Consider the following 23,157-nt stretch of genomic DNA (forward strand, 5'->3'; position numbering starts at 1 on the left):
CTGACCGTCCGTGTCCCAACTGAAAGAGCTTACTACTCCTGTAAGGCGGTTTCCAGGTCCCGGAGCGCCTGTGTCGCGATGGCCGATTTGATCTCGCGACGGGTGCCATCGAACTCGTAGCGAGACACTGTCACGCCAGACTCGTTGGTTCCCCAGGGGGCGGCCTCGGCGACGGCGATGTACACCGTCCCGACGGGCGTCTCCGGCGAGCCGCCGCTCGGCCCAGCGACGCCAGTCGTAGCGACGCCCCAGTCGGTCCGGGCGGTGTCGCGGACGCCCCGAGCCATTTCGATAGCGACCGGCTCGGAGACCGCGCCGTGAGCGTCCAGCGATTCCCGCGAAACGGCCAGCAGTTCTCGCTTGGCCTCGTAGGAGTAGGTGACCAGCGAGCGGTCGAAGTAGTCGCTGGAGCCGGGTATGTCCGTTATTTTCGAACCGACAAGGCCACCGGTACAGGATTCCGCGGTGGCGACCGTGGCAGCAGCTTCTCGGAGACGCTTGCCGACGCGCTTCTCGACCGGGGCCGCAGTGTCGTCTGCCATTGTCCGTAGTTGTCGTGATAGGCGAATAAACGTTCAGGGCAGGCCGATATATTTCAGCTTGGAGACACAACTGTGTATATGAGCTATCAGACGACGCTTGGCTGGTCACTCGTTACATCGGGCCTCGTGACGCTGTTCCTCTGGGTCTTGCCGGGGTCCGACCTCCTGTGGGGGATGCTGTTGCTCGTCCTCGGCGGACTGACGCTGTATATTCGCCAGTAGACAGAAAAGCAGACGGGGCCGGCAGTCGGAGTGGACATATGGACTACACGGAACCCCAGTTCTTCCGGGTCATGCAGTACGCGGCCCGGGCCGACCGGGACGTGGTGGACATGGTGTCGGGCAATCCCGACTGGGACCCGCCTGAGGGGCTTCGGGACGGGCTACGGGACTATGCCGAAGCGTCCGCTGACGACTATCAGTACCCACCCAGCGTGGGGCTGACGCCGCTCCGCGATGAAATCGCCGCTCGGCGTGGGGTGGACCGGAACCGCGTACTCATTACGAACGGCGCTGGCGAGGCGAACCACCTCGCGATGACCGGCGGGCTCTATCATTTCGACGGCAACGAAATCCTCCTGACTGACCCGGTCTACCCGTACTACGCCGGCCGGGCGAACTTCATCGGCGCGGACATCTCCTTCGTTCCGGTCGACGAGCACAACCGACTGGCCCCCGCGGACGTTCGGGCGGCCGCGAGCGAGGAGACGGCCGTCATCGTGGTGAATTCGCCCAACAACCCCACCGGCGCAGTGTACGACGCTGAAGCGATGGCCGAGTTTGCAGCCATCGCCGAGGAGTACGATGCCCTGCTACTCAGCGACGAGGTGTACGACCACTTCGACTACGCAGGTCGGTTCAGTTCAGCGCTGCGCGCCGACTCCGACCACGTCGTCGCCACCAACTCCTTCTCGAAGACGATGGCGATAACGGGGTTTAGGGTCGGCTATGTGATTTTCCCGCCGGAGGACGGCCCCACTGGGACACTGCTCGAACGCGCTCGCACTCAGCACATGCTCACGAACGTCACCGGGAGCCGACCAGCGCAGTACGCCGTCCTGCGGGCGCTGAAGACGACGAGTCCGGACTACTACGCCGCCTGCCGACGGCGACTCGAAAGGCGCGTCGACGACTTCTGTGCCGCACTGGCTGCGGCTGGGGCCGAGTACAACCGCCCCGACGGCGGCTTCTACGTGATGGCGCGGTTCCCTGACTTCCCCGGGTCGTTCGAGAACGTGTACGAACTCATCGACGAAGCCGGCGTCGCCGGGATGCCTGGCGAAGCCTTCGGCGAGTCCCGTAGCGACTGGATACGGTTCGCGCTCGTGACTTCCCGGGTGGACGAGGCAGCCCAGCGGCTGGCGAACTACTTCGGATAAAAAGCTGTTGCCAGCTTAGCCAAAAATCAGTTCCACGTCTCTCGCCCGCGCCAGCAAGTCGTCATCGTAGTACGCCTCGGTCTGGGCAGGATGTGTCTCGTCGATGGCTCGGACTGTTTTGACGGTGTTGGCGAAGTTCTTGTATGTCGCTTCGTCGACCATCTGGCCGTCGACGACGACCGCGCCAGTGCCCTCGCGTTTGGCCTCGTTGAACGACTCGATTTTGTGGAGGTCTCGCTCCATTTCTTCCACTGTCGGCATGTGGATGCGATTCGCCTGTTCGGTCTGCTTGGGGTGGAGCGACCACGAGCCGTCGATGCCGATTGTCGCTTCGTACGCCACCTGATCGGCGTACCCCTCGGCGTTGTAGTAGGTGACGCCAGCGCGTTCGTGGAACAACTGGTCGAAGGGGCCGCCGATGGCGACGATGTCGGCGGCGCTCGTCTCGTTCGACAGCGCTTCGAGCAGGCCGTCCCAGCGGGGCCGCTCGCCGTCGAGCGTGCGCCCGCCGAGTTCTGCCGTGTAGTCGACCGGCCCGAACACGAGCCCGGAGAGCCGAGAGTCTGTTGCGTACTGGCAGATCTCGCGGAGGTCCGAGCGGCCGGGGGCCGTCTCCAGAATGATCGCCATCTCCAGCGTCCCCTCGGGAAGCCCGGCGTCGCGCTCAGCGTCGGCAATGACGCCTGCGGCGTCGCGCACGTCGTCGAGGCGACCAACCTTCGGGAAGACGAAGCCGTCGAGTTCCTCGCCGACCGCCTCGGCCAGGCGAGTCACCTGCTCGATGCCACGCTCACGGGCGTCGGCGTCGTCGTAGGCCCACTCGACCCGCGGGAGAATGTCCCCGGCGAAGTCGTCGGCGTGGTCCGGGATGTGTTCGATTATGTTGTCGACGGCTTCGTCTTTCATCGACGGCGCAGTGCCGTCCTCAATGTCGGGGACGAGCCAGTCGGGGGCCTGAAACCCCTCGCTGGTGAGTCCCGAGACGAGGAACTTCGCGCTGTTGTCGTTCGGTATCGCGGCCGGTGCGGTCTGGAATGTGCGACAGAGTCGTGTCATGTATCTCGCTGAATGAGTGCGGTTCGCCGGCCCGAGTAGACCGGGGTCTGGTCCTGATTGAACGCGACGTGCTCGAACGTGACCGCGCCGGCCTGCTCCGGTCCGGCGTCGGGGTCGCAGTCGAGGACGCGAGTGAAGCCGTAGACGGTGTCGCCCAGCGTGACGAAGTCGTGGAACCGCTCGTCAGCGAAGCGACGCTCGCGGTAGGTCGCCTCGTCGGAGCGGGCGTGGGCCAGCGCAACCGAGCGTGTCACATCGCCGTACGCGACGATGTCGCCCGACGGCGAGTCGGCCATTTCGTCGCGATTGTGGTGCTGGCGCGCGGTGTTGAGCGTCGCCAGCGGCAGCCCGGCGACGAGCTGGTCGTCCATCGTCCGCCCGCGTTCGTGGCGGTAGGCGACGGCGGCGTTCTCCGTGTCGGCGCGTTCGAGTGCCGTCTGGAAGTCATCGAAGCGCTCCCCGGCAGGCGAGATGAGGGTGTCAGGTATCGCCGGTCCGCCCTCGTCCTGTTCGCCGACAGCTCCGCCGTCAGTGGCCGCTGGCTCGCGTCGCGGAATCATGTTCGTCCGCCGGTAGGAGACCAGCGTCTCACCGGTCTCGCGGTCCCGACCCTCCGTCTCCCACGTGACGATACCGTACTTCGGCCGGGAGGAAGAGGTGCGGGTGTCGACGACGGTCGAAGTGACCGACAGCGGCGTCCCGGCCGTCACCGGCTGATGGAACGTCACGTCGTCGCGGCCGAGGAAGTAGCCGCCCTTCTCCGAGAGGTCCTCAACAGTGATGCCCATCACACACGCCAGCAGGTAATCCGGGTGGACCGGGCGCTCCTCGAAATCGCGTTCGCGGGCGGTATCGGCCCGCCAGTACGCCGGGTCGTGGTTGAGCGTCTGGCCCATCCACTGCTCGCTGCCGTGATGGGTGAGTCGGAGGCCGGGGTCGTGAGCGAGTTCGTCGCCCTCGGTGAAGAACTCGAAGAAGTGGCCTTTCTCTCGGGTGTCAGCCCTGTCCAGTAGCGGATTGAACGTCTCGTCGTCCGAGAGGTCCAGCGCGTCGGGGTCAGTCCAGTCAGTCATCAGCCGGCACCTCCTGTGTGGCGTCCCGTCTGGCAAGCGCCCGCCGCATCTCGTTCGTGACGACCATGTACCCCTCGTCGAAGCCCATGCCCGGTTTCGCCAGCACCTGCGCGGCGTCGGTTGCCAGCGCGACGTGGGCACAGGCCCGCGCCGAGGTCACGGTCTCGTTGCAGGTCCCGCCGACGTAGGCGCGGGTGTCCGTGCCGTCGCAGTACAGCACCGCTTCGGCCGAGCGCTGGATGCCGCCGAGGTCCGGCGTCTTTATTTGGACGAGGTCGGCCGCTTCCGCGTCGACGAACGCCTGCACGTCCTCAAAGGTGTTGCACCACTCGTCGGCGACGATGTCCACGTCAACGCCTGCATCGGCCAGTCCCTCGCGGAGTTCGGCCATCTCGGTTATCTGTGCCTGCCGACCGCCAGCATCCATCGGTCCCTCAACCTGAAGGGGGTACGGCGCGGCGGCCTCCCGCAGCGTCTCGAAGTAGTCGGTCACTTCGGTCCGGTCGTACGGCGGGCCGAACACCTTCCCGAGGATGCCGTACACGTCCACGTGGAAGCGCGGCGAGTACGGCTCCGGCCCGAGCGCTGTCGCCCGGTCCGAGAGCCAGGCGAGGTAGTCACGCAGTCCTTCGCCGTTCTCGCCGACCTTCTCGACGCTGTTGAACAGGCCGTGGGGTAACACCGGCACGCCCTTGATGAGCATCTTCTCGGCGTTGATACGACGTTCGTCTCCCGACTGGCCGAACACCGGAACCGGCGAGGTCGCCGGCTCGGTGTCGTAGGTGTCCGCGAGTACGTCCGTCGGCGTCACCCCGCGTGCTTGCGCGGCGGCGTTCAGCAGCGCCTGCGAGACGCCGTAGCGGACCGCGGTGTGGAGCTGGTCGCCGCCCGAGCGCTGTGGGCTCATTTCCTCCAGCATCGTCGCGTTGGCCCCGAACTGGGTCGCGTCCTGCCCACGGAGTGCGTCAGCGACAGCCCCCTCGACGACAGGCCGGTACTTTTCAGCCCGGAACAGCGGGTCACGGCCGCCGGCCCCCGAGTACTGGACCGCGGCGCAGTCGCCCGTTGCGATGGAGCCGTCTGCGAGTTCGATTTCAACGATGAGCGCCTCGCCGGCCTCGCGGATGCGGTCGAACCCGTCCGTGACCGGCTGGCCGTCGTAGGCGAACCCGGTCTGGGTCGCCCCATCCTTGATGGCCTGCTGGTCGTCGAAAAAGAACCCGGAGAGGCCTGGAACCGTTCGAACGTCTTCAATCCGCATCGCTTGCACCCCCTGCGGGGCTGTTGTCGCCGCCCGGCCGCCCGATGAGCTTCCCATCGCTGATGGCGTCCACGTCATCGGCGACCATCCGGAACGACTGGTCGCGGCCTTCGGTCTCGGCTCGCTCGCCGAGTCGCGCGGCGTGAATCTCCTTGATGTCGTCCGGGAGCGCGAGGTCCGCGAACTCGAAGATGCGGACCCGGCCATCGTCGTCTCTGGCCGGGAGCACCGCGCCCTTGGCGGCGTCGCTGGGCGCAAAGGGCACGTCCAGTGCGCCGCTGTCGAAGGCGTTGATAACTCCCTGTGCAACGTCGCCGTCGCCGGCCTCGTAGATAGCGTCCATCAGCGCCCGTGTCTCCTGTTCGATGAGCGCCTGTTCCTCGTCGATACCCCCGAGGTCGATATCCTGTTCAATCATCATATCGATAAGCTGTCTCGTCGTTCGCAGTCCGGCCGCGTTGGCCTCCTTCGTCGGCACGCCCTGGAACTCCTGGGCGGACTTCGTGATGACTTTGTCCGGCTGGGCGACGGCCGCTGTCGCGCCGCCGAGGCTGATGACGCCGTTTGCCCGCGCCTCGTCGGGCGGGAATCCCCCCATCCACTCGTGGAAAACGGTCGTGACGGTCACTTCATCGCGGAGATACTCGTTGCCGAGCTTCCGCAAGGCCCGCAACGCTGCCACGTCCTGCACGAGGTTTCCGACCTGTCCGTAACCCAGCGTGAGCGACCGGACACCCTGTGTCGCAGCGAGCTCGCCCTCGACGAGCATCACCGCGATTGCGATGCTCGGTGGGACGAGGGTGCCGGTCAGCGGACCGAAGGGCTCGCGGTTAATCGTCACACCGCGCTCAGTGTAGGCCCCACAGAGCCGGTCGACGAACTGCCAGTGTTCGATGGTCGTCGCGAGGTCGTGTCGCTTCGTGTATGGGATGTTGTAAGAAATCGGTCCACCCTCGAAGCTCTGGAAGCCGCCGGCAAGCGTGACCATCGCCAGTAGCCGGGCATCGGGCGTGCCGTGCCGGACCTCGACCGGTGCGTCGAGCGCCCGGATGAGCCGCCGGCAGTCTTCGACGCCGTGGTTCACCGCGGGGAAGCCGTTCAGTTCGTTTTCGTCGCTGCCGCGAGAGGCGGCGAGTCCCTCCTCAGCCTTCTCGTACTCGTTGTCGCGCGTGTACGAGTCGATGGTCGTCGGCAGGAGGTCCGCACCGCCCTCGTCCTGTAGATACCGCAGCAGGTCGATCTGTTCTTCGAGGCAAGGGACGCCCGCTCGCGGCTGGAGGAGCGGCTGGTCGGCGGACTCCAGCACTTGGGCGAACTGCTTTGAGGCCGGCAGCGACTCGTGGAAGGCGATGGCCTCCTCGAAGTCGACTTCGCGGCCTGTGTGCCAGTTGTCTCTGAGGTCGTTTGCGATGCGCTGTAGCTGGTCGTCGCTGAGTCGCTCGTCAGTTGGCATAGTCACCCGTCAACCCTGATCTGCTCCGCCTCTGTTGTCGTCAGTTGCAGGTCTTCGCGGAGCATCTCGATTGCCTCCTCCGGGTCCGTCTCCGCGTCGAAGACGCGGTCGAAACCCATCTGTCGGAAGGTCGCCTGCGTCTCCTCGAAGTCGGACTGTCCGACGGCGAGGTTCCCACCGACGTACGTGAGCACGTCGAGCCCAGCGTCGTCGAGCTCGTCGTGCAGCCCCTCGCAGTCCTGGCGGGCGTGCCCGTACAGCGAGGATACCAGTACTGCCTCGGCGTCATGAGATTTCGCGGCGGAGACGAACTCGTCCTGTGCGGTCTGGACACCGAGGTTGATGACCTCGAAGCCTGCGGCCGAGAGCGCCTGCTCTAGAATCGTGATGCCGACGACGTGCGCGTCGGAGCCAATCACGCCGAGGATAACGGTCCGGGGCATGTACTTCCCCGTCATCGGCGGGTAGTGATAAACCTAATGGTCTTTCATGATAATATGGCCTTAAGGAATTTATAACGGACATTCAAGAAGGTTTATGCGGCCGCCCCGTCGTGGTTTTTGCATGGGTGCGCTTGACGACTTGCGTGTGCTCGACCTGACACAGGTCCTCGCCGGACCGTACTGTACGATGTTGCTCGCAGACATGGGCGCGGACGTGGTAAAGGTCGAACGCCCCGGCGGCGACCTCATCAGGTCGAACCCCCCGTTCGTGAGTGACGGCGACGAGGAAGCCTACGGCGGCTACTTCCAGAGCGTCAACCGTGGGAAACGCTCGCTCGAACTCAATCTGGGGACCGATGAAGACCGCGAGGCGTTCCTTTCGCTCGTTGAGCGCGCAGACGTGGTGGTCGAGAACTTCAAGGCCGGCACGATGGAGAAGTTCGACTGCGGCTACGAAACGTTGCGAGAACACAACCCGGACCTCATCTACTCGTCCATCCGGGGCTTTGGCGACCCGCGAACGGGTGAAACCCACCGACAGGGCCAGCCGTCGTTCGACCTCATCGCGCAGGCGCTGGGCGGGGTCATGGAAATCACGGGGCAGTCGGACGGCCCGCCGACGAAGGTCGGCCCTGGCGTCGGCGACCTCTTCACTGCCGTACTGAACGCTGTCGGCATCCTCGCGGCCGTCCATCACCGCGAACGCACAGGCGAGGGCCAGTACGTCGATACGGCCATGTACGACTCAATGGTCTCGCTGTGTGAGCGAACGGTGTACCAGTACTCCTGTGACGGCGAGTCGCCGACCCGGCAGGGGAACTCTCATCCGACGCTGTTCCCGTACGACTCCTTCGAAGCCGCCGACGGCCACGTCGTCATCGCGGCGTTCGCCGACGGTCACTGGGAGGCGCTGTGTGAAGCGATGGAACGCCCGGACCTCGCCGCGGAGTACCCCGACGCCGGCAGCCGGATTGCGAACCGCGAGTCGCTGCGGGCCGAAATTGCGGAGTGGACCGCCGCTATCGATTCGGAAACGCTCCTTGACCTGCTTGAAGGGCGCGTGCCGGCCGCGCCGGTCCAGAACACCGCCGATATCTTCGACGACCCGCACATCCATGACCGGGAGATGCTCGCCGAGGTGGACCAGCCGGGCGCGGACGATCAGATGACCATCGCCGGCAGCCCAATAAAGATGACCGAGACGATGCCCTCGCCCGGCGGTCGTGCGCCGCTGCTAGACGAGCACAGGACGGAACTGCTTGATGAGGCTGGGGTCGATACGGGAACCAATCGAGTGGAAAGCGACGACTAATCGGCAAATGCCGGCAATTTTCACCACATCAGGGCAGGACCATTATCTATCATGAGCCGTAGAATAGGCTATGGTCGAAGTTCCAGATGCGCTCAGTACATTGTTCAGTGCCCAAATAGAGACGGACGGGGACCGATATATTGTTGAAATTCCGAAAAGTGAAGTATCTCACGGTGCAGTCTCGCCGGGCGAGACCTACCGCGTCGGCCTGCTCTCGCAGGTCGACGCCAGTGCGCCGGCAACAGCCCAACCGCAGACGCCCAAACAGGACACCGACCCGGAACGAGCCAACACCGGCGTCCCGCAACCGCCAGTCGACGAGGGCGAAATCCGAAACGTGACCATCGAATCGCTGGGCGACCAGGGCGACGGCATCGCCAAGGTTGAACGCGGATACGTCGTCATCGTCCCCGACGGCGAGCCGGGCGATTCGCCGACCGTCGAAATCGAGACCGTCCAGGAAAACGTCGCGTTTGCGAGCGTCGTCGACAACGACGGCCACACTGTATAGCGGTATCGTCGCGTTTTCAGCGGCTCAGTGACCGCCGGGCTGGCCAGACTACGAGGCCGGAGCAAACTGTCACGGCAGGGTCGTTCAACCGACAGACCCCTACTTGAATGGAATCTGTCGGACGTGGTAGAGGTCGAAGAACGACTAGTAATCACAGCATCACAAACGTTTATATGATTTAAATCCGGTATTTAAAACACTATATGGTCGACCCAAAAGAGAGCATTGACATCGAAAATGTCGTTGCTTCGACCGGTATCGGACAAGAACTCGACCTTGAGAGCGTCGCGATGGACCTCGAGGGAGCCGACTACGACCCCGAGCAGTTCCCGGGCCTCGTCTATCGGACACAGGACCCCAAATCCGCCGCGCTCATCTTCCGGTCGGGCAAGATTGTCTGCACGGGTGCGAAATCGACAGACGATGTCCACCAGAGTCTGCGCATCGTCTTCGACAAGCTCCGTGACCTGAACATCCAGGTCGACGACGACCCCGAAATCGTCGTCCAGAACATCGTCAGCTCCGCTGACCTCGGAAGTTCGCTCAACCTCAACGCCATCGCTATCGGCCTCGGGCTTGAGAACATCGAGTACGAGCCGGAGCAGTTCCCGGGCCTCGTCTACCGACTCGACGAACCCGACGTGGTCGCGCTGCTGTTCGGTTCGGGGAAGCTCGTTGTCACCGGTGGCAAGCGCAAAGAGGACGCCGAAGAAGCCGTTGACACCATCGTCGAGCGGCTGAGCGACCTCGGCCTGCTGGACTAACGGCTCAGTGCCAGTGACTGGGCGGCGGCCAGTCACAGCCCGTTTTTCGGTTCACTGCGGTCCCGACGCGACGCGCACAGAGCGATTGCGACGGACAGGAACCCCGCGGTTCAAATACCGGGACGACTAACCCCGTTCCGATGGGAGACCCCGCCTCGACGGGCACAGAGTCCTGGCGCACGTATTTCGGCTTCGACGAGCCCTACGAGAATCAGGCCGACGCCGTCGAACGAGCCATCGAGGCGGGCAAGGCACGCGGCTTTCTCGCGATGGAAGGTCCGTGCGGAACTGGCAAGACGATGGCCGCGCTCACCGCTGGCGCAACGCTAGTCCGCGATACAGACCTGTACGAGCGAATGGTCGTCGTCACGCCGGTCAAACAGCAACTCCAGCAGTTCGTCGACGACCTCCGAGCGCTTAACGCTGGAATCGACGAGCCGTTCGACGGCATCTCACTGGTCGGTAAGCGCGACCTCTGTCCGTACGGTCGTGAGGGCCAGTTCCCGGACGACGTAGGGACACACGACCGCTGTGAGGACCTCAGGGAGGCGACGGCGCGGTTAGTTGAGGACGACGGGCGCTCGGACGGCGCGGCCGTCGCGGACGCCGCAATCGCCGGTGAGGCTGACGATGACCAGTGGTGGGACCCGCGGAAAGGACAGGACCTCGCCGCGGCTGCACGCCCAGATGCGGTCGAGCAATCGACCCTTGGCGACGACACACTTCAGACGGCCGGCGCAGCCTCGCCGTACCGGCAGGCCCAGCCAACGGCTCCAGAGTCGATGGCAGAGGGGTCAGACCCGCCGCTGTACTGTCCGTTCGAGGCGGACTGGTACGCCCGCAACAAGGGCTCGCCCGTCGACTTCTCGGCCGGGGACGAGCACGTGGTGACGATGGACGACTACCTCCCGGCGGCAACGGAGCGCGGGACCTGCCCGCACCGGGTCATGAGCGTGATGCTGAACGAGGCTGACGTTATCGTTGGGAACTACAACCATCTGTTCGACCCGGGCTCTCGCCCGCTGCTGTCTGACGTACTCGACAATCAGACGCTCGTCATCGTAGACGAGGCGCACCGACTCGAAGAGCGCGTGCGAGACCTCCTGTCGGACCGCCTCGGCCGTCAGAGCATCGTGCAAGCGCGCAACGACTGCACGACACTCATCCAGCGCGCCCAGCAGAGCGCCGACCACAAGGCACAGGTCCGTGAGGTGCTGTCAGCCCGCGAAGTCCCGCTGGACGCAGTTGACCAGGCCCGAAAGTTCTACGACGACCTCGTTCGGTGGCTCGACAACCGCATCGAATCCTTCCTCGACGCCGAACACGAGGGCTGGCGCGCGGACCCGTCAAGCCTCCCCGAGCACGACAGGGAGATTCCGCTTCGGGACCCCGACACGGTCGAACAGGACGAACTGACCGAGTGGGCCGAGCGCAAGGGCTACGAGGGCTCGCTGTGGCGCTCGCTGTCGAAGGTTGGTGCGGCCGTCGAGGACGCTATCGACCAGCTCGGTCTGACCCGCCAGCCGGTGTGTGCCGCTGTCGGCGTGCTGGCCGGGCAGTGGTGGGAGCGCGACCACGCAACGTTCCTCCGGGAGATCGAACTGGAGCATTCGCCGAACCACGGCCAGACCCTTGATGCCGATTACCAGGCCGTCTACACGCCGGGACTGCTGTGTTACAACTGCATGCCAGCGACGGCCCTGCGTAACGTCTTCGACGACCTCGGCGGCGGTATCCTGATGAGCGCGACGCTGGAGCCGCTGGACGTGTTCACCCGCGTGTCGGGGCTGGACTCGATGGCCGAGACGGGCTCGACGGCCCCCGACGAGCAATCCGGCGACGGACGGCCGGTCCGGTCGACGACCTACGACCTGCCGTTCCCGCCTGAGAACCGGGCGTCGTACCTCGTCGACGCGACACCGTTTACCGCACGCAACCGCGGCGACCCCGGAACGATGCGGCCGCTCGGCGACAACTGGAATCCAACGCGAGACGAGTACGCACAGGCGCTACGCGCGCTGGCCCGCTCACCGGGCAACGTCATGGTGGCGATGCCAAACTACCGGGAGGCGCGCTGGGCCGGCGCATACCTGCAAGACGCCGTCGAGAAGCCGGTCCTCGTGGACGAGTCATCGAGCAACGAGGAGACCGAACGGCTGAAACGCGAGTTCTTCAGCGGCGATGGAAAAGTCATGGTCACATCGACTCGCGGGACGCTGACCGAGGGCGTCGACTACGACGGCGAGAAGCTCTCGACCTGCGCGGTCGTCGGCATCCCGCTGGTGAACATCGGGTCGCCACGTGTCCGGGGTGTCCAGCGCGCCTACGGTGACGCCTTCGGCGAGGACAACGCCTTCGAGTATGCCCTGACAGTTCCGGCTGTGCGGCGCGCGCGCCAGGCCATCGGCCGCGTCATCCGTGGCGTTGACGAGGTCGGGGTGCGGGCGCTGGTCGGCCGACGGTACACGCCGGACGCGCGGCATTCGGTGTCTCCGTACCTGCCCGCCGGCGAGCGCGAGGAGTTTACCCGGATGACGCCGGATTTCCTCGCGAGCCAACTGGATTCGTTCTGGGCCGACCACCGTGCCGATTAACCGGAATATTTCGTTGGCAGCGGAAGGCATATACATCGTGGAACGAGTGTACCTATAGATGCCCGAGTGTCAGAACTGCGGTGAATTTGTAACCGAGCAGTACGTACGGGTTTTTACACCAGAAGCCGTCGAAGGCCATGGCCCCCGGGTCTGTCCAAACTGTGAGGACAAACTCCGGGACGGCGCGGATGTCCGTGAAGCGCGGTCCTCGAGACAGTAGGACAACTCCTTTTCGGGAAGTACTCAAGGCCAGACAAGCGTAGCTTCTGGCATGAGCGAACTCGACGTCGAAGCGGTCGACGATATTAATGCACCCGCAGGAATCGATGCGGCGGAGTACGTCCTCTACGGCGGAAAAGGCGGCGTCGGCAAGACAACGTGTGCTGCGGCCACCGCGCTGGCCTCCGCGCGCGACGACACGGCGACGCTCGTCGTCTCTACGGACCCTGCCCACTCCCTGTCGGACACGCTGGATGCGGATATCCCGGCAACGCCGACGCGCATCCGCGAGGACATCCCACTGTACGCCGCGGAGATCGACCCGGAGGCCGCCGTCGGCGAGGGACCGCTCGGTGTCGAGGAGGACGCACTGGGTGGCGTGGGCGAACTGCTCGGCGGCGACGGGATGTTTGGCGGAGGTGCAGGCGGTGCAGCGGGCGCAGGTCAGGCCGAGGACCCGATCGGCGGTGAGGAGGGGCTTCTCGGCGGGTCGATGCCCGGAGCCGACGAGGCTGCGGCGCTCCGCCTCCTGCTGGATTACGTCGACGACGACCGCTTCGACCGCGTCGTCATCGACACCGCCCCGACCGGCCACACCCTCCGGCTACTGGAACTCCCTGAGACGATGGACTCAATGGTCGGGAAGATTCTGCAACTCCGCGAGCGGTTTTCGGGGATGATGGACAACCTCACCGGCATGTTCGGCGATAATCAGGACGTCGACGCCGAGGCCGGTATCGAGGACCTACAGGAGTTGTCGGACCGGATCGAGCATCTGCGGTCGATTCTGCAGGACCCACAAAAGACGGACTTCCGAATCGTGATGGTGCCCGAGGAACTGTCCGTTGTCGAATCCGAGCGTCTGCTCGCCCAACTCGGCGAGTTCAACATCCCCGTCAGCACCGTCGTCGTCAATCGAGTGATGCAAGACCCGAGCGAGGTGCTTGGCGAGGACGTGGACATCGCCGGCCCGAACCACGCCGACTGCGAGTTCTGCGCGCGGCGCTGGCAGGTACAGCAAGACGCGCTGGCCCGGTCACAGGACATGTTCCGCGGCCACGACGTACGCCGTGTGCCGCTGTTCGCCGAAGAAGTGCGCGGCGAGCGACTGCTGTCGGTTGTGGCGGCCTGTCTGGACTAAACTGAGCGGGGCGGTGATTAGCGTGTCAGCTTCCGGATGACACCGAACGCTGCGTCGCGCCACCGCGCCGGCAAGTAATCGAGCATAAGCAGTAGCTGTGCGCCCTGTCCGACCGGATACCGCGGTTCAGGGTCGCTGGCGTTGGCAGCGTCACGGATAGTCAGCGCAACTGTCCCGGGCGTGACAGAGAGCGCGTCCTGAATGCCGACGAGGTTCGAATCCTCGTGGGCTTGATACAGCCAGTCGTACGCGCCGGACGTATCAAGGTCATCGAGTTCCTCGTCGGCGCGGTTGTCGAAGTTGGTCTCAACCGGCCCGGGTTCGACGAGCACCACGTCGATGCCGAACTCCTCGACCTCCATCCGGAGCGCGTCACTGAGTCCCTCCAGCGCGAACTTCGAGGCGGCGTAGCTACCCTGATTGGGGAAGGCGATACGGCCCGCGACGCTGGAGACGTTCACGATGGTTCCGTTCTCGCGAGCCCGCATGTGCGGGAGCGCTTCACGGATGAGTCGGTGCGGGCCGTAGAGGTTCACGTCAAACTGGTCGTGCAGGTCCGCCGTCGACACATCCTCAACCGCGCCGAACTGCGCATAGCCGGCGTTGTTTATCAGGCAGTCGAGTCGCCCTTCGGACTCGATAAGCGCCTCAACGACCCGCTCGCACTCCCGCGGGTTCGTCACGTCAAGCTCAGCGGTTTTACAGCCTGCATCTTCGAGGTCTTCGATGTCCGATTCCTCGCGGGCGGTCGCCCAGACAGTCCAGTCGTCGGCCAGGAACGCCTCGGCACTCGCCCGCCCGATACCCGAGGACGCCCCCGTAATCAGCACCGTCTTCGCCATGTGTTGGCCGGGAGAACACACCCCGGGAAGTTATACTGTCGGTTATCCGAACGAGCTACTCGACGGTTGCCTTTGCCTCGTCGGCGTAGCTGTCGGCCAGCCGGGTCGGCTCGGGGAGCTTGTAGCCGTCGGCGGTAGCTTCGACGATATCCGCCGCCGTGCTTGCGCTGACGCGATGGCCGGGACTGACGATGAGCGGGTTGATGTGCCGATTCGGTGAGTCGTACTGGCGCGTCTGGAGTGCGTGGCCAATTACTGTCCCGTCGGGGCAGGTCTCGACGCTGTCGTCGGCTGTAATCGGAATCCGCGTCCCTTCCGGGTATCTCTCGTCGAGGGACTGCTCCGGTGTGCCACAGAGGAGGTTCTTTGCGACGCCGACGGCCGGCACGTCCAGCGTGACGCCGATGTGTGTCGCCAGCCCGGCTTCCCGGAAGTGGATGCGGCCACTACCGTCGACAAGTACCACGTCGGGGTCAGTCTCTAGCTCCGCAAACGCGGCCAGAATTGCGCCGCCCTCACGGAACGACAGCAGGCCGGGAATGTACGGAATCTCGGTGCGTTCGACGGCGCTGACTCGCTCGATGACCTCACCGTTCTGTAGCACGACAATCGCCGAGACGGCCTTGTCGTCGACGAACGCTTGGTCGACGCCAGCGATGAATGGCGGCTCCGTTCGGTCGTCGGCGCTGGTGCTCAGTGTCGTCTGGTCGACGTCCGGTGCATCTCCGGTGCGCGTGATCGCCTCGGGCAAAACGTCCATCTCGTCCTCGAACCGCGCCGCCGCCGCGATATCACGTTGCAACTCCTCCATCTCAGTCTGCGAGAGCGACGGGTCGGGAACGAATTCGGGGCGAACCGGGTGCACCGTCATGGACGACGCCGGCCCGGACCGCCGGGACCGCCCGGTCCACCAGGGCCGCCGGGGCCGCCGCCACCGCCGAACTGTATCTGGCCGGGCATCCGGGTCTGGCCCTTGATTTTCTGGCCGTACCAGAGCCCGATGATGAGGCCGATAAGATGGGCGAGATGCGCGATGTTGCCACCAAGCAGGCCGGCCCCCATCGGATTGAGCGACCCGAAGATGCTCAACAGGAAGTAGAAGCCGGTGATCGCCCAGATCGGGACAGGAATCAGGAAGTACAGGTAGACGCGGAGGTCCGGTTTCAGGACCGTCAGGAACGCCATGATCGCCAGCGCCGCGCCACTGGCTCCGAGGACACCAGCAGACGTTCCCTGCACCGTCTGGATTGCGATCTGTCCGAGGCCTGCCAGCGCGCCGGACACGAGGAAGAAGATCGCGAACTTCTTCGACCCGATCTGCTGCTCGACGAGTCGGCCGAAGAAGTAGATGATAATCCCGTTTCCGAAGATGTGATAGAATCCGAAGGGGGCGTGTGAGAACACGGACGTAACCCAGGTCCAGATGTACTCAGGGTTGTTCGGATGGAGAACGAACAGCGTCTGGAACGCTTCGCGGCCAAGCGAGAGGATAACAATATGTTCGAGAATGAACACAATTCCCATAATCGCCAGGAACAGATACGTGACGTTCCCCCGGAAGTACGCCATCGGCCCCCCGGGCCCGGTGTCGATACCGAACCGGTCGGCGACACCGCCGCTCCCTGATGTCTGGCCAGTATTTACACTCTCGTCGAACCCGCTGTCGAACACGCCGCCCGGATCGCTCCAGTTGTCCAGTCCGGGGCAATCGTGGGCCTCGGGAAGCCGGTGTTCCGCACAGTAGGTCCCCCCACAGTGCCCACACTGGTACGGCATGTTCTCCTGCTTTCCACAGGCATCGCACTCCGACATTATACTACGGTAGGAGTGGACGGTGGAAAGGGATTGTGCTTATACTGTCGGCTGTTCGTCTGTGACAACTCTCGCCTTCGTGAGAGAGCTGATATCTCGTAACAGGGACAGTCAACAGCAGGACAGTGGACCAGCCACCGATCGATTATCGCGTAGCTGAGAAGTACCCTGCAAAACCGTACGAGCCAGCGAGCAGCACACAGCAGTCAAACGGCGATTCACTCGCCAATATCGGGGTTGGTTTCAGCGTCTCGAAGCACACCGATCCACGCCGGTTCGCCATCGTACTCGATGGACCCGCCGGAGACCTCGATGGTCCGCGTTTCGCCGTTGGCCTGTCGGCCCTCAAACTTCGAATGGAACGTATCGAGCTCGTCTGAGTCCGCTGCTCGGAGTGACTCGGGAAGTCGGTCGCCGTCGCCCTCTGCCGTGAGGAGAGCCGGGGATTCGTCGATGAGTTCACTCTGGTCATAGCTGAAAATGTCGGCCAGCTTCTGGTTCACGTAGACAAACGTCCCGTCCTGAATGATACAGACGCCCGCCAGCTCCTGTTCGACGAGCCGTTGATACCACGAGAGGGCGTTCCAGAACCGCTGCTCGGTTCGATGTTGCTCGACGGCATTTTCGATTCGGTTGGCGAGAACATCGTATGTGTCTGACCGCCCTCCCTTCTGCATGTAGTCCGTAACGCCCGACGCGATTGCCTCGCTCGCGATCTCTTCGCTACCTTTGCCAGTGAACAGAATAAATGGGATATCCTGATACTGCTCGCGGACGAGTTCCAGAAACTCCAGCCCATCGGTGTTTGGCATATCGTAATCGCTGACGATACAGTCGACCTGCTCTGTCCGGAGGAAATCGAGCGCGGCGACGGCGCTGGTCTTCGTCACGACATCGAAGTCGTCGTTAATGCGTTCGAGATACACCTCGACCAGTTCACCCACCTGTGGGTCGTCGTCGACGTGCAACACGGTACACTGCTGGGACTGCTCGACTTTCGCCAGCGGAATCGGGACCTCTGCCCGCATCTCGTCGCGTCGGTCTACTGATTCAGTCCGGAGAAGCGGTGTATGCCGCGTTGTCGCGCGTCGACTTCCGCTGATGGCTGCACTGGAGAGCTCCACTGTCTTGTCTCCGAGTCGCCACTCCTCAGAAGCCATCTTTCCTCCCGGTGCTGCCAACACAGAAGCCGCTAGCACTCATCCATTCCATCAAACTAGTAGCGATTGCTGTATACATTGACTTCCCTACAACCGGCCCCCGAAGCGAGCTGGTAGAGCATGCATACTTCGGATAGCTGTCAGACAGTTCCCATTCAAACATCAATACCCAATCCTGTTCACTAGTTACGTACCAATCTACTAAACGCTACTGATGGGGGGTATTGTTGGATGGCCTCTCATGCGTACATACGACCTGCGCGTGTAATTTTCCCACTAAATACGCGATTTAACTCTTGTGTCGGTTGATTTCTGGATTTATCTTTTAATTCTATCCTTAATACAATATATAATATGTAGGTACTTTTCAAATAAATTTAATTATCTCCCACCCAACATCCAAATTGTATCATGTCAGATACCACCATGCGCGAATACCTCGCAGAGCACCCAAAAATGGCCGGCGCACTGTTCACCCTCCTGATGTTACTATCTCAGGCAGGGACTGCAGCAGCTAATAATAGTGCGTACCCCGGGCCATAGACGGTAGAACTAATTGAACCGGTTGAGTAGTTCCTTTTATCTGGGATAGTGGTCTGGCTGATTGGAGCGCTTAATGTATGGAATCTAAATCTATTGAGTTACTCCAATAGAGATCCCCGTCGTTCCTGACTGGTATCTGCTGCATTTGCAGAAACTCTGTTAATTCTTCCTTAGAAACATTGAACGTATCAATTTCGCCCGGCACTAAGTAATGATTCTCAGAGCGAGTAATGTGCGGAAACATAATAGCACCTAACGCTTTGTCATCCGTGGAGTATACGTTCATTTCTACGGTGTAGCCAGTTTCAGTGGGTTGTATCTCAAGCAGGTTTGGCATCCCTCCATTTGTCTGCGTAACAGTCACCCCACCGTCACCAACGACAATGTACTGTCCACCGAGAATGCTCTCACCACGGGCGATGGTAAGCGCCGCTCGAAGCGGGAACCCGCAGTTCAACAGTCGTGCGACCGATTCACCGATTCGGACCGCGCCGTCGTTCAGGACTTCGTTGAGCGTGACGATGCCGCCGATCGCGCCCTTTTCGACGAGGCTTAGTCCCTGATTGTAGGAGTTGCAGGCGTTCAGCAGGAACGTGTCGACGCCGACCGAATCGAGCGTCGTCACGTCGAGCTTGCCGTCGCGGCAGACGAAGCCGTCGTGTTCGGTGTGGCCGATGTAGTGGAAGAACTCCGCGTCTGTCGTGAGTACGGTCCTGAGTTCCGCCGTCGTCAGGTCGTCGTGGACTGTGACGTCGAACGGCAGGTCGTCGCGGGTGCCGTACACCTCGTCGACGAGCTGGCGCTCCTCGTCCATCCGGGCGTCGTTCTGGACGACGCGGATGGTGATGTCCTCGGCGTTCGTGTCGCGGTCGAGGCGGTGTTCGAACGCCGCTTTGGTCAGCTTGCTCGCGCCGATCGGGATGCTGTCCCCGATCCAGGCCTGTTCCAGGGAGTCCTCGGCCTGTGGCTCGACGTAGTCCGTCTCAGTTGGGCCGGTGGCAGCGTCGGAACTCGCAGCGCGGGTAATGACGTCATCCCGAGTGAATTCGGCCTCGGCCTCCGCCGGAACGCTCGCCTGGTTTAGCCGCTGTTGCTGGTGCGTTCGGACGATAGCGAGGTCATCGACGACGTACGGGAGCTGTTCCGCGTTCGCCGGCACCGGGTCGATGTGCGTTGTCAGCCGCCACTTCGGGATGTGGTCCTCGATAACGTCGTACGGGACCTGCAGATAGGTGGCGACTTGCTCCGCCAGTTGTTGCTGGTACAGCGACTGGAAATCGAGGTCGACGTAGGGCTCGATAGCTGCTCGCTCGTGCAAGTCGATCTGGTGGAATCCCTCAGTGCGTGTGACACAATCGAGGAAGAAGAGGCGTTTGAGCGTGCGTCCGACCTCGGATTCGAAGCCTCGTGCGGTATCGAGCGAGTACGTAAATCCTGTGTCGGTCGTGAGCCGTGGCTCGGATGCGGGGACGAGCGAGGCTCCGAGGTAGTACGAAAGCGGCGCGGCGACGAAGATAGACGCGAGATCGGGCGGGAGTTCGAGCGTGACACCGGTATCCGGACTGTCGATATCCGCTGGGATGTCCAGCGTATCACCGATTTCAAGCGCCGGCGGGTGGCCGCGGAGCGTCGGATAGGAGCGCTCGGGGTCGTGGGCCTTGAGCGCCGACCCGAAGGTTTCGACCGCGGCCATCACGTCAGCCGGCTGCTCGGTCGTCGTGACCGTGGCAGCCGGCCGGTCGTGCTGGGAGCGAGCCCCGATGAGCAGGTCCGTCGGAGCGTCGAACTCGATTCGGGTCCGGTCCGAGTCGACGGTGACCTCGACTTCGGCGTCCTCGACCCGCATATACGTCTTGATCTGCGTCAGCGGGTCAAGGACGTAGTCATCCGCCGGCAGCGTCTCAGACTCGAACTGCGCAACCTCGGCAGCTATCGCTCCGTCATCGTCACGGACGTACACCATGACCACCGTCGGTAGTTCGATAGCGCGCGTCCGTATCCGGACAGCGTCTCCGACGGGATACTGAAACACGTCGGCCGCCGCCTCCCTGAGCGCGATTGGCGTCGGCGTGTGTACCCGGTAGCGCTGGCGCTCGATCTGGTCAATGACCGCGAGCCCAGGACGGTCGTCAAGCGGTTCGAACGTTAGAGTCATATAATAAACGAGGGGGACAGTATTACTCTCGTACAATGAGAATGGCAGAGACAATGAAAAAGATATCGCCGACCTCGTTTTATTTCAGTCAGGACCGTTCACAGCGTCTCCCTGAAACACGGAGGCTGAACGGACACATGTGGGTAGAGCAAAAACAGGCGACGCCGTACAACCGCTGGCGACCGATGGGCGAAGCGGGTAAGGGCAACCCGGTCTAAGACGCTGCTAGTGAAAGAGTTCGAGCGCAAACAGTTGCTGGAGCGCATCGAACGCGACAGCGCGACCGTCGGTGCGAACATTCCCGATGAAATCACCGTGCAGGGCGAGGAGATCGAACTCCAGTCGTTCGTCTTCGAGATCAAGCGTCGGGAGACAATTCCGCGGGGCGAGCGCGAGCGCGTCGAGCAAGCGAAAAAGAACCTGCGGCGCGAGCGTCTCCAGCGCAAGCAACGGATCGAGGACAACGAAGTGAGTTACGAACGCGGCGAGGAGCTTGCCACGGCCATCATCGGCATCGACCGGGCGCTCAACGCCCTCGAACAGCTCGGTGCGGCCAACATCGAGCAGGAAGCGCAGGCTCAGGAGACAGCCGACAGGAAACGCTGGATGAAGTTCCTGCAGAAAGCGCTTGGACACGAGGACGCAGACTCCGGCACGGGTCGTGCCGGACGGAGCTACTAACATGAGCCGGAACGACGAAATCGCAACACTGCTCGAAGAGTTCGCCGACCTGCTAGACGCCAAAGGCGTCGAGTACAAGCCCCGGGCCTACCGCCGGGCGGCCGAGAACATCAGGGACTTCCCCGGCGCAATCGAGGGGCTGGCCGCCGAGGGCGAGGACAGCGTCGGTGAAATAGACGCCGTCGGCGACGCCATTTCTTCGAAGGTGGTCGAATACGTCGAGACCGGCGAAATCGAGGAGCTGACCGAACTCCGCGAGGAGCTTCCCGTCGAGATGGACGCACTCACAGCGGTCGAGGGGGTTGGGCCGAAATCCGTCGGCTCGCTGTACGAGGCGCTGGGCATCACCACCCTTGATGAACTGGAAGCCGCCGCAGAGGCCGGCGAGATACAGGCGGTGTCGGGCTTCGGCGCGAAAACAGAGCAGAACATCCTCGACAACATCGACTTCGCCCGTGAGGCCCACGAGCGGTCGCTGCTCGGCGAGGCCCGACCGTACGGTGACCGGATTCGGAGTTACATGGCCGCCGGTGACGCCGTGACCGAGTGCGCGCTCGGCGGCTCGATTCGCCGCTGGCGGCCGACCATCGGCGACGTGGACGTGCTCGTCGGGAGTACCGACGCTGAGGCCGTCGTCGAGCGGTTCGCCGACTGGGAGGGACTCGACCGGGTTATCGAGTCCGGCGAGACGAAAGCCAGCGCCTACGCGGACGACGTTCGGGTCGACCTTCGAATCGTCGACCCATCGGAGTTCGGTGCGGCGCTGCAGTATTTCACCGGCAGCAAAGACCACAACGTGGCAGTCCGAAACCGCGCCATCGAGCGGGACCTGAAAGTCAACGAGTACGGCGTCTTTGATGTCGAGGACGTCGAAGACGATGACCAGCGGGCTGGCGAACTGGTGGCCAGCGAAACCGAGGAAGCGGTGTACGACGCACTGGGAATGGACTGGGTTCCGCCGGAACTCCGCGAAAACCGCGGCGAAGTCGAGGCCGCCGCGGACGGAGCGCTCCCCGACCTCCTCGCCGAGGGCGAAGTTCGCGGCGACATCCACACCCATACGAACTGGTCGGACGGCAGCAACAGTATCACGGAGATGGTCGAGGGCGCGGCCGCGTTCGGCCACGACTACCTCGCCGTCACGGACCACGCGACCGGGCCGGGGATGGTCGGCGGCGTCGGCGTCCCGGATGAGAAACTCCGCGAGCAGTTGACCGAGGTCGAATCGGTTGCGGCGGATGCTTCCATCGACGTGTTCACCGGCGTCGAGGCCAACATCGCCGCGGACGGCAGTGTCTCGGTCGCCGACGACCTGCTGGCAGAACTGGATGTCGTGGTCGCCTCGCCACACGCCGCGCTGGACGGGGACGGCACAGACCGCCTCGTCGCGGCCGCACAGCACCCCGACGTGAACGTCATCGGCCACCCGACGGGGCGCTATCTGAACCGTCGAGAAGGGCTGGACGTGGATGTGGAGCGGCTCGCATCTGTCGCTGCCGACAACGACACGGCGCTGGAAATAAACGCCAACCCCGCCCGGCTGGACCTCGGCGGTGGCGCGGTCAAGCAGGCCATTGAGGCTGGGGCGACAATCGCCATCAACACAGACGCCCACAGCCCGGGTAACTTCGAACTCTTGCGCTACGGCGTCCACATGGCTCGGCGGGGCTGGGCCGAGACGGACAACGTACTGAACACCCGCGACGCCGAGGGCCTCCGCGAGTTCCTCGATGCCTGAGCACACCCCTAGCGACCGACTCGCGCTCGATGCGATGCTCGGCAAACTCGCCACCTATCTGCGGATGTGTGGCTACGACACGGCGTACGCGCTGGACCGGGACGCCGAGGCCGATGACGACCTCCTCGACATAGCGGAACGTGAGGACCGGCTGGTGATTACCCGAGATAGTGACCTCGCCACCCGCGCACCCGAGAGTGTGCTCCTCAGCGAGCGAGAGATTGGAGACCAGCTGCGAGAACTCGCAGACGCCGACTTCCGCCTCTCGCTGGCTCCGGAGCCGGACTACTGTGGCGTCTGCAACAGCCCGGTCGAGGAAGTCGACCCGGTAGAACCGACGCCGGAGTACGCACCGAGTGCAGGTGACGAGCGGGTCTGGCGCTGTACCGACTGCGGGCAACACTTCTGGAAAGGGAGCCACTGGGCGTCAGTCGAGGCGACGCTGGAAGACGTATAGAATACAGAAAATTACCGGGCG

21 protein-coding genes are annotated in these 23,157 nt (G+C 63.4%); 10 read left to right on the plus strand and 11 right to left on the minus strand.

Translation table 11 applies throughout. The features are described from left to right. Positions 1 to 32: 32 nt before the first annotated feature. A complete protein-coding gene (locus tag G9C82_RS02445) occupies positions 33 to 542 on the minus strand; it encodes a CinA family protein (protein WP_007190466.1) in 510 nt (169 codons plus the stop codon). Between the two features lie 78 nt (positions 543 to 620). Between G9C82_RS02445 and G9C82_RS02450 the strand changes: the two genes are divergently transcribed. Next, positions 621 to 764: a hypothetical protein gene (locus G9C82_RS02450; RefSeq protein WP_004961837.1), complete on the plus strand. Its 144-nt coding sequence runs from the start codon at positions 621 to 623 to the stop codon at positions 762 to 764. A gap of 38 nt (positions 765 to 802) precedes the next feature. Then, on the plus strand, positions 803 to 1,921 hold the full coding sequence (locus G9C82_RS02455; RefSeq protein WP_127013272.1) for a pyridoxal phosphate-dependent aminotransferase: 1,119 nt from the start codon (positions 803 to 805) through the stop codon (positions 1,919 to 1,921). A gap of 15 nt (positions 1,922 to 1,936) precedes the next feature. On the opposite strand, the gene citE is transcribed toward G9C82_RS02455, so the two are convergent. From citE to glmS, 5 genes are read right to left on the minus strand one after another with little or no spacing between them, the layout of a single operon-like run. Further along, positions 1,937 to 2,977 (minus strand): L-malyl-CoA/beta-methylmalyl-CoA lyase, encoded by a 1,041-nt coding sequence (citE, locus tag G9C82_RS02460; protein ID WP_007190468.1) that lies wholly within the window; start codon positions 2,975 to 2,977, stop codon positions 1,937 to 1,939. After that, entirely contained in the window at positions 2,974 to 4,050 is a 1,077-nt protein-coding gene (gene mch / locus G9C82_RS02465; RefSeq protein ID WP_127013273.1) for a 2-methylfumaryl-CoA hydratase, read from the minus strand. The genes citE and mch overlap by 4 nt, the downstream gene beginning before the upstream one ends. Further along, complete coding sequence (locus G9C82_RS02470) at positions 4,043 to 5,311, minus strand: methylaspartate ammonia-lyase (protein WP_127013821.1); 1,269 nt, start codon at positions 5,309 to 5,311, stop codon at positions 4,043 to 4,045. Before G9C82_RS02470 ends, mch begins: the two co-directional genes overlap by 8 nt. Continuing rightward, positions 5,301 to 6,764, minus strand: a complete 1,464-nt coding sequence (locus tag G9C82_RS02475) for a methylaspartate mutase subunit E (RefSeq protein ID WP_127013274.1) — start codon at positions 6,762 to 6,764, stop codon at positions 5,301 to 5,303. Before G9C82_RS02475 ends, G9C82_RS02470 begins: the two co-directional genes overlap by 11 nt. Before the next feature lie 2 nt (positions 6,765 to 6,766). Beyond that, a complete protein-coding gene (glmS, locus tag G9C82_RS02480; RefSeq protein ID WP_004592954.1) occupies positions 6,767 to 7,207 on the minus strand; it encodes a methylaspartate mutase subunit S in 441 nt (146 codons plus the stop codon). Between the two features lie 121 nt (positions 7,208 to 7,328). Here glmS and mct point away from each other — a divergent pair, with 121 nt between their 5' ends. The 5 genes from mct (at position 7,329) to G9C82_RS02505 (ending at position 13,748) form a co-directional block, all read left to right on the plus strand. Next, on the plus strand, positions 7,329 to 8,519 hold the full coding sequence (gene mct, locus G9C82_RS02485; RefSeq protein WP_127013275.1) for a succinyl-CoA:mesaconate CoA-transferase: 1,191 nt from the start codon (positions 7,329 to 7,331) through the stop codon (positions 8,517 to 8,519). A 70-nt stretch (positions 8,520 to 8,589) separates the two neighbouring features. Beyond that, positions 8,590 to 9,030 (plus strand): TRAM domain-containing protein, encoded by a 441-nt coding sequence (locus G9C82_RS02490; protein ID WP_127013276.1) that lies wholly within the window; start codon positions 8,590 to 8,592, stop codon positions 9,028 to 9,030. Positions 9,031 to 9,233: 203 nt separating this feature from the next. Further along, positions 9,234 to 9,794 carry a TATA-box-binding protein gene (locus tag G9C82_RS02495; protein WP_004516850.1) on the plus strand — a complete coding sequence of 187 codons (561 nt, stop codon included), beginning with the start codon at positions 9,234 to 9,236 and terminating at the stop codon, positions 9,792 to 9,794. Positions 9,795 to 9,934: 140 nt separating this feature from the next. Continuing rightward, positions 9,935 to 12,388 (plus strand): ATP-dependent DNA helicase, encoded by a 2,454-nt coding sequence (locus G9C82_RS02500; RefSeq protein WP_127013277.1) that lies wholly within the window; start codon positions 9,935 to 9,937, stop codon positions 12,386 to 12,388. Between the two features lie 271 nt (positions 12,389 to 12,659). Next, complete coding sequence (locus G9C82_RS02505) at positions 12,660 to 13,748, plus strand: TRC40/GET3/ArsA family transport-energizing ATPase (RefSeq protein WP_007190474.1); 1,089 nt, start codon at positions 12,660 to 12,662, stop codon at positions 13,746 to 13,748. A gap of 17 nt (positions 13,749 to 13,765) precedes the next feature. Here G9C82_RS02505 and G9C82_RS02510 read toward each other — a convergent pair whose 3' ends face one another. From G9C82_RS02510 to G9C82_RS02530, 5 genes are all read right to left on the minus strand, one after another. Further along, positions 13,766 to 14,590 (minus strand): SDR family oxidoreductase, encoded by an 825-nt coding sequence (locus tag G9C82_RS02510; RefSeq protein WP_007190475.1) that lies wholly within the window; start codon positions 14,588 to 14,590, stop codon positions 13,766 to 13,768. 55 nt (positions 14,591 to 14,645) lie between these two features. Continuing rightward, positions 14,646 to 15,461, minus strand: coding sequence for an endonuclease V (locus G9C82_RS02515; protein ID WP_007190476.1), 816 nt, complete (start codon positions 15,459 to 15,461; stop codon positions 14,646 to 14,648). Continuing rightward, entirely contained in the window at positions 15,458 to 16,402 is a 945-nt protein-coding gene (locus tag G9C82_RS02520; protein ID WP_127013278.1) for a rhomboid family intramembrane serine protease, read from the minus strand. The genes G9C82_RS02515 and G9C82_RS02520 overlap by 4 nt, the downstream gene beginning before the upstream one ends. 218 nt (positions 16,403 to 16,620) lie before the next feature. Then, on the minus strand, positions 16,621 to 17,562 hold the full coding sequence (locus G9C82_RS02525) for a response regulator (protein ID WP_127013279.1): 942 nt from the start codon (positions 17,560 to 17,562) through the stop codon (positions 16,621 to 16,623). 613 nt (positions 17,563 to 18,175) lie between these two features. Further along, the gene (locus G9C82_RS02530; RefSeq protein ID WP_127013280.1) at positions 18,176 to 20,260 is read right to left on the minus strand and encodes a caspase family protein; all 2,085 of its coding nucleotides are present in this window, start codon (positions 20,258 to 20,260) and stop codon (positions 18,176 to 18,178) included. A 228-nt stretch (positions 20,261 to 20,488) separates the two neighbouring features. On the opposite strand from G9C82_RS02530, the gene G9C82_RS02535 reads away from it, so the two are divergent. Genes G9C82_RS02535 through G9C82_RS02545 form a run of 3 tightly spaced genes read left to right on the plus strand, consistent with a single transcriptional unit; the run spans position 20,489 to position 23,136 of the window. Next, positions 20,489 to 20,941: a DUF5788 family protein gene (locus G9C82_RS02535; protein ID WP_004961894.1), complete on the plus strand. Its 453-nt coding sequence runs from the start codon at positions 20,489 to 20,491 to the stop codon at positions 20,939 to 20,941. A 1-nt stretch (position 20,942) separates the two neighbouring features. Next, positions 20,943 to 22,679 (plus strand): DNA polymerase/3'-5' exonuclease PolX, encoded by a 1,737-nt coding sequence (gene polX, locus G9C82_RS02540; RefSeq protein WP_127013281.1) that lies wholly within the window; start codon positions 20,943 to 20,945, stop codon positions 22,677 to 22,679. Further along, positions 22,672 to 23,136 carry a Mut7-C RNAse domain-containing protein gene (locus G9C82_RS02545; protein ID WP_127013282.1) on the plus strand — a complete coding sequence of 155 codons (465 nt, stop codon included), beginning with the start codon at positions 22,672 to 22,674 and terminating at the stop codon, positions 23,134 to 23,136. The genes polX and G9C82_RS02545 overlap by 8 nt, the downstream gene beginning before the upstream one ends. Positions 23,137 to 23,157 lie beyond the last annotated feature (21 nt).

It is taken from the genome of Haloarcula sp. R1-2, from assembly GCF_011627385.1.
In the GTDB taxonomy this organism is placed as follows: Archaea; Halobacteriota; Halobacteria; order Halobacteriales; family Haloarculaceae; genus Haloarcula; species Haloarcula marismortui.

What these genes read in the sequence shown, in the direction of transcription:
- G9C82_RS02505 (WP_007190474.1), top strand. Translation starts at nt 12,660, where the DNA reads ATGAGCGAACTCGACGTCGAAGCGGTCGACGATATTAATGCACCCGCA.
- G9C82_RS02490 (WP_127013276.1), top strand. Translation starts at nt 8,590, where the DNA reads ATGGTCGAAGTTCCAGATGCGCTCAGTACATTGTTCAGTGCCCAAATA.
- G9C82_RS02520 (WP_127013278.1), bottom strand. Translation starts at nt 16,402, where the DNA reads ATGTCGGAGTGCGATGCCTGTGGAAAGCAGGAGAACATGCCGTACCAG.
- G9C82_RS02500 (WP_127013277.1), top strand. Translation starts at nt 9,935, where the DNA reads ATGGGAGACCCCGCCTCGACGGGCACAGAGTCCTGGCGCACGTATTTC.
- polX (WP_127013281.1), top strand. Translation starts at nt 20,943, where the DNA reads ATGAGCCGGAACGACGAAATCGCAACACTGCTCGAAGAGTTCGCCGAC.
- glmS (WP_004592954.1), bottom strand. Translation starts at nt 7,207, where the DNA reads ATGCCCCGGACCGTTATCCTCGGCGTGATTGGCTCCGACGCGCACGTC.
- G9C82_RS02470 (WP_127013821.1), bottom strand. Translation starts at nt 5,311, where the DNA reads ATGCGGATTGAAGACGTTCGAACGGTTCCAGGCCTCTCCGGGTTCTTT.
- G9C82_RS02525 (WP_127013279.1), bottom strand. Translation starts at nt 17,562, where the DNA reads ATGGCTTCTGAGGAGTGGCGACTCGGAGACAAGACAGTGGAGCTCTCC.
- G9C82_RS02455 (WP_127013272.1), top strand. Translation starts at nt 803, where the DNA reads ATGGACTACACGGAACCCCAGTTCTTCCGGGTCATGCAGTACGCGGCC.
- G9C82_RS02510 (WP_007190475.1), bottom strand. Translation starts at nt 14,590, where the DNA reads ATGGCGAAGACGGTGCTGATTACGGGGGCGTCCTCGGGTATCGGGCGG.
- citE (WP_007190468.1), bottom strand. Translation starts at nt 2,977, where the DNA reads ATGACACGACTCTGTCGCACATTCCAGACCGCACCGGCCGCGATACCG.
- mct (WP_127013275.1), top strand. Translation starts at nt 7,329, where the DNA reads ATGGGTGCGCTTGACGACTTGCGTGTGCTCGACCTGACACAGGTCCTC.
- G9C82_RS02530 (WP_127013280.1), bottom strand. Translation starts at nt 20,260, where the DNA reads ATGACTCTAACGTTCGAACCGCTTGACGACCGTCCTGGGCTCGCGGTC.
- G9C82_RS02450 (WP_004961837.1), top strand. Translation starts at nt 621, where the DNA reads ATGAGCTATCAGACGACGCTTGGCTGGTCACTCGTTACATCGGGCCTC.
- G9C82_RS02475 (WP_127013274.1), bottom strand. Translation starts at nt 6,764, where the DNA reads ATGCCAACTGACGAGCGACTCAGCGACGACCAGCTACAGCGCATCGCA.
- G9C82_RS02495 (WP_004516850.1), top strand. Translation starts at nt 9,234, where the DNA reads ATGGTCGACCCAAAAGAGAGCATTGACATCGAAAATGTCGTTGCTTCG.
- mch (WP_127013273.1), bottom strand. Translation starts at nt 4,050, where the DNA reads ATGACTGACTGGACTGACCCCGACGCGCTGGACCTCTCGGACGACGAG.
- G9C82_RS02445 (WP_007190466.1), bottom strand. Translation starts at nt 542, where the DNA reads ATGGCAGACGACACTGCGGCCCCGGTCGAGAAGCGCGTCGGCAAGCGT.
- G9C82_RS02515 (WP_007190476.1), bottom strand. Translation starts at nt 15,461, where the DNA reads ATGACGGTGCACCCGGTTCGCCCCGAATTCGTTCCCGACCCGTCGCTC.
- G9C82_RS02545 (WP_127013282.1), top strand. Translation starts at nt 22,672, where the DNA reads ATGCCTGAGCACACCCCTAGCGACCGACTCGCGCTCGATGCGATGCTC.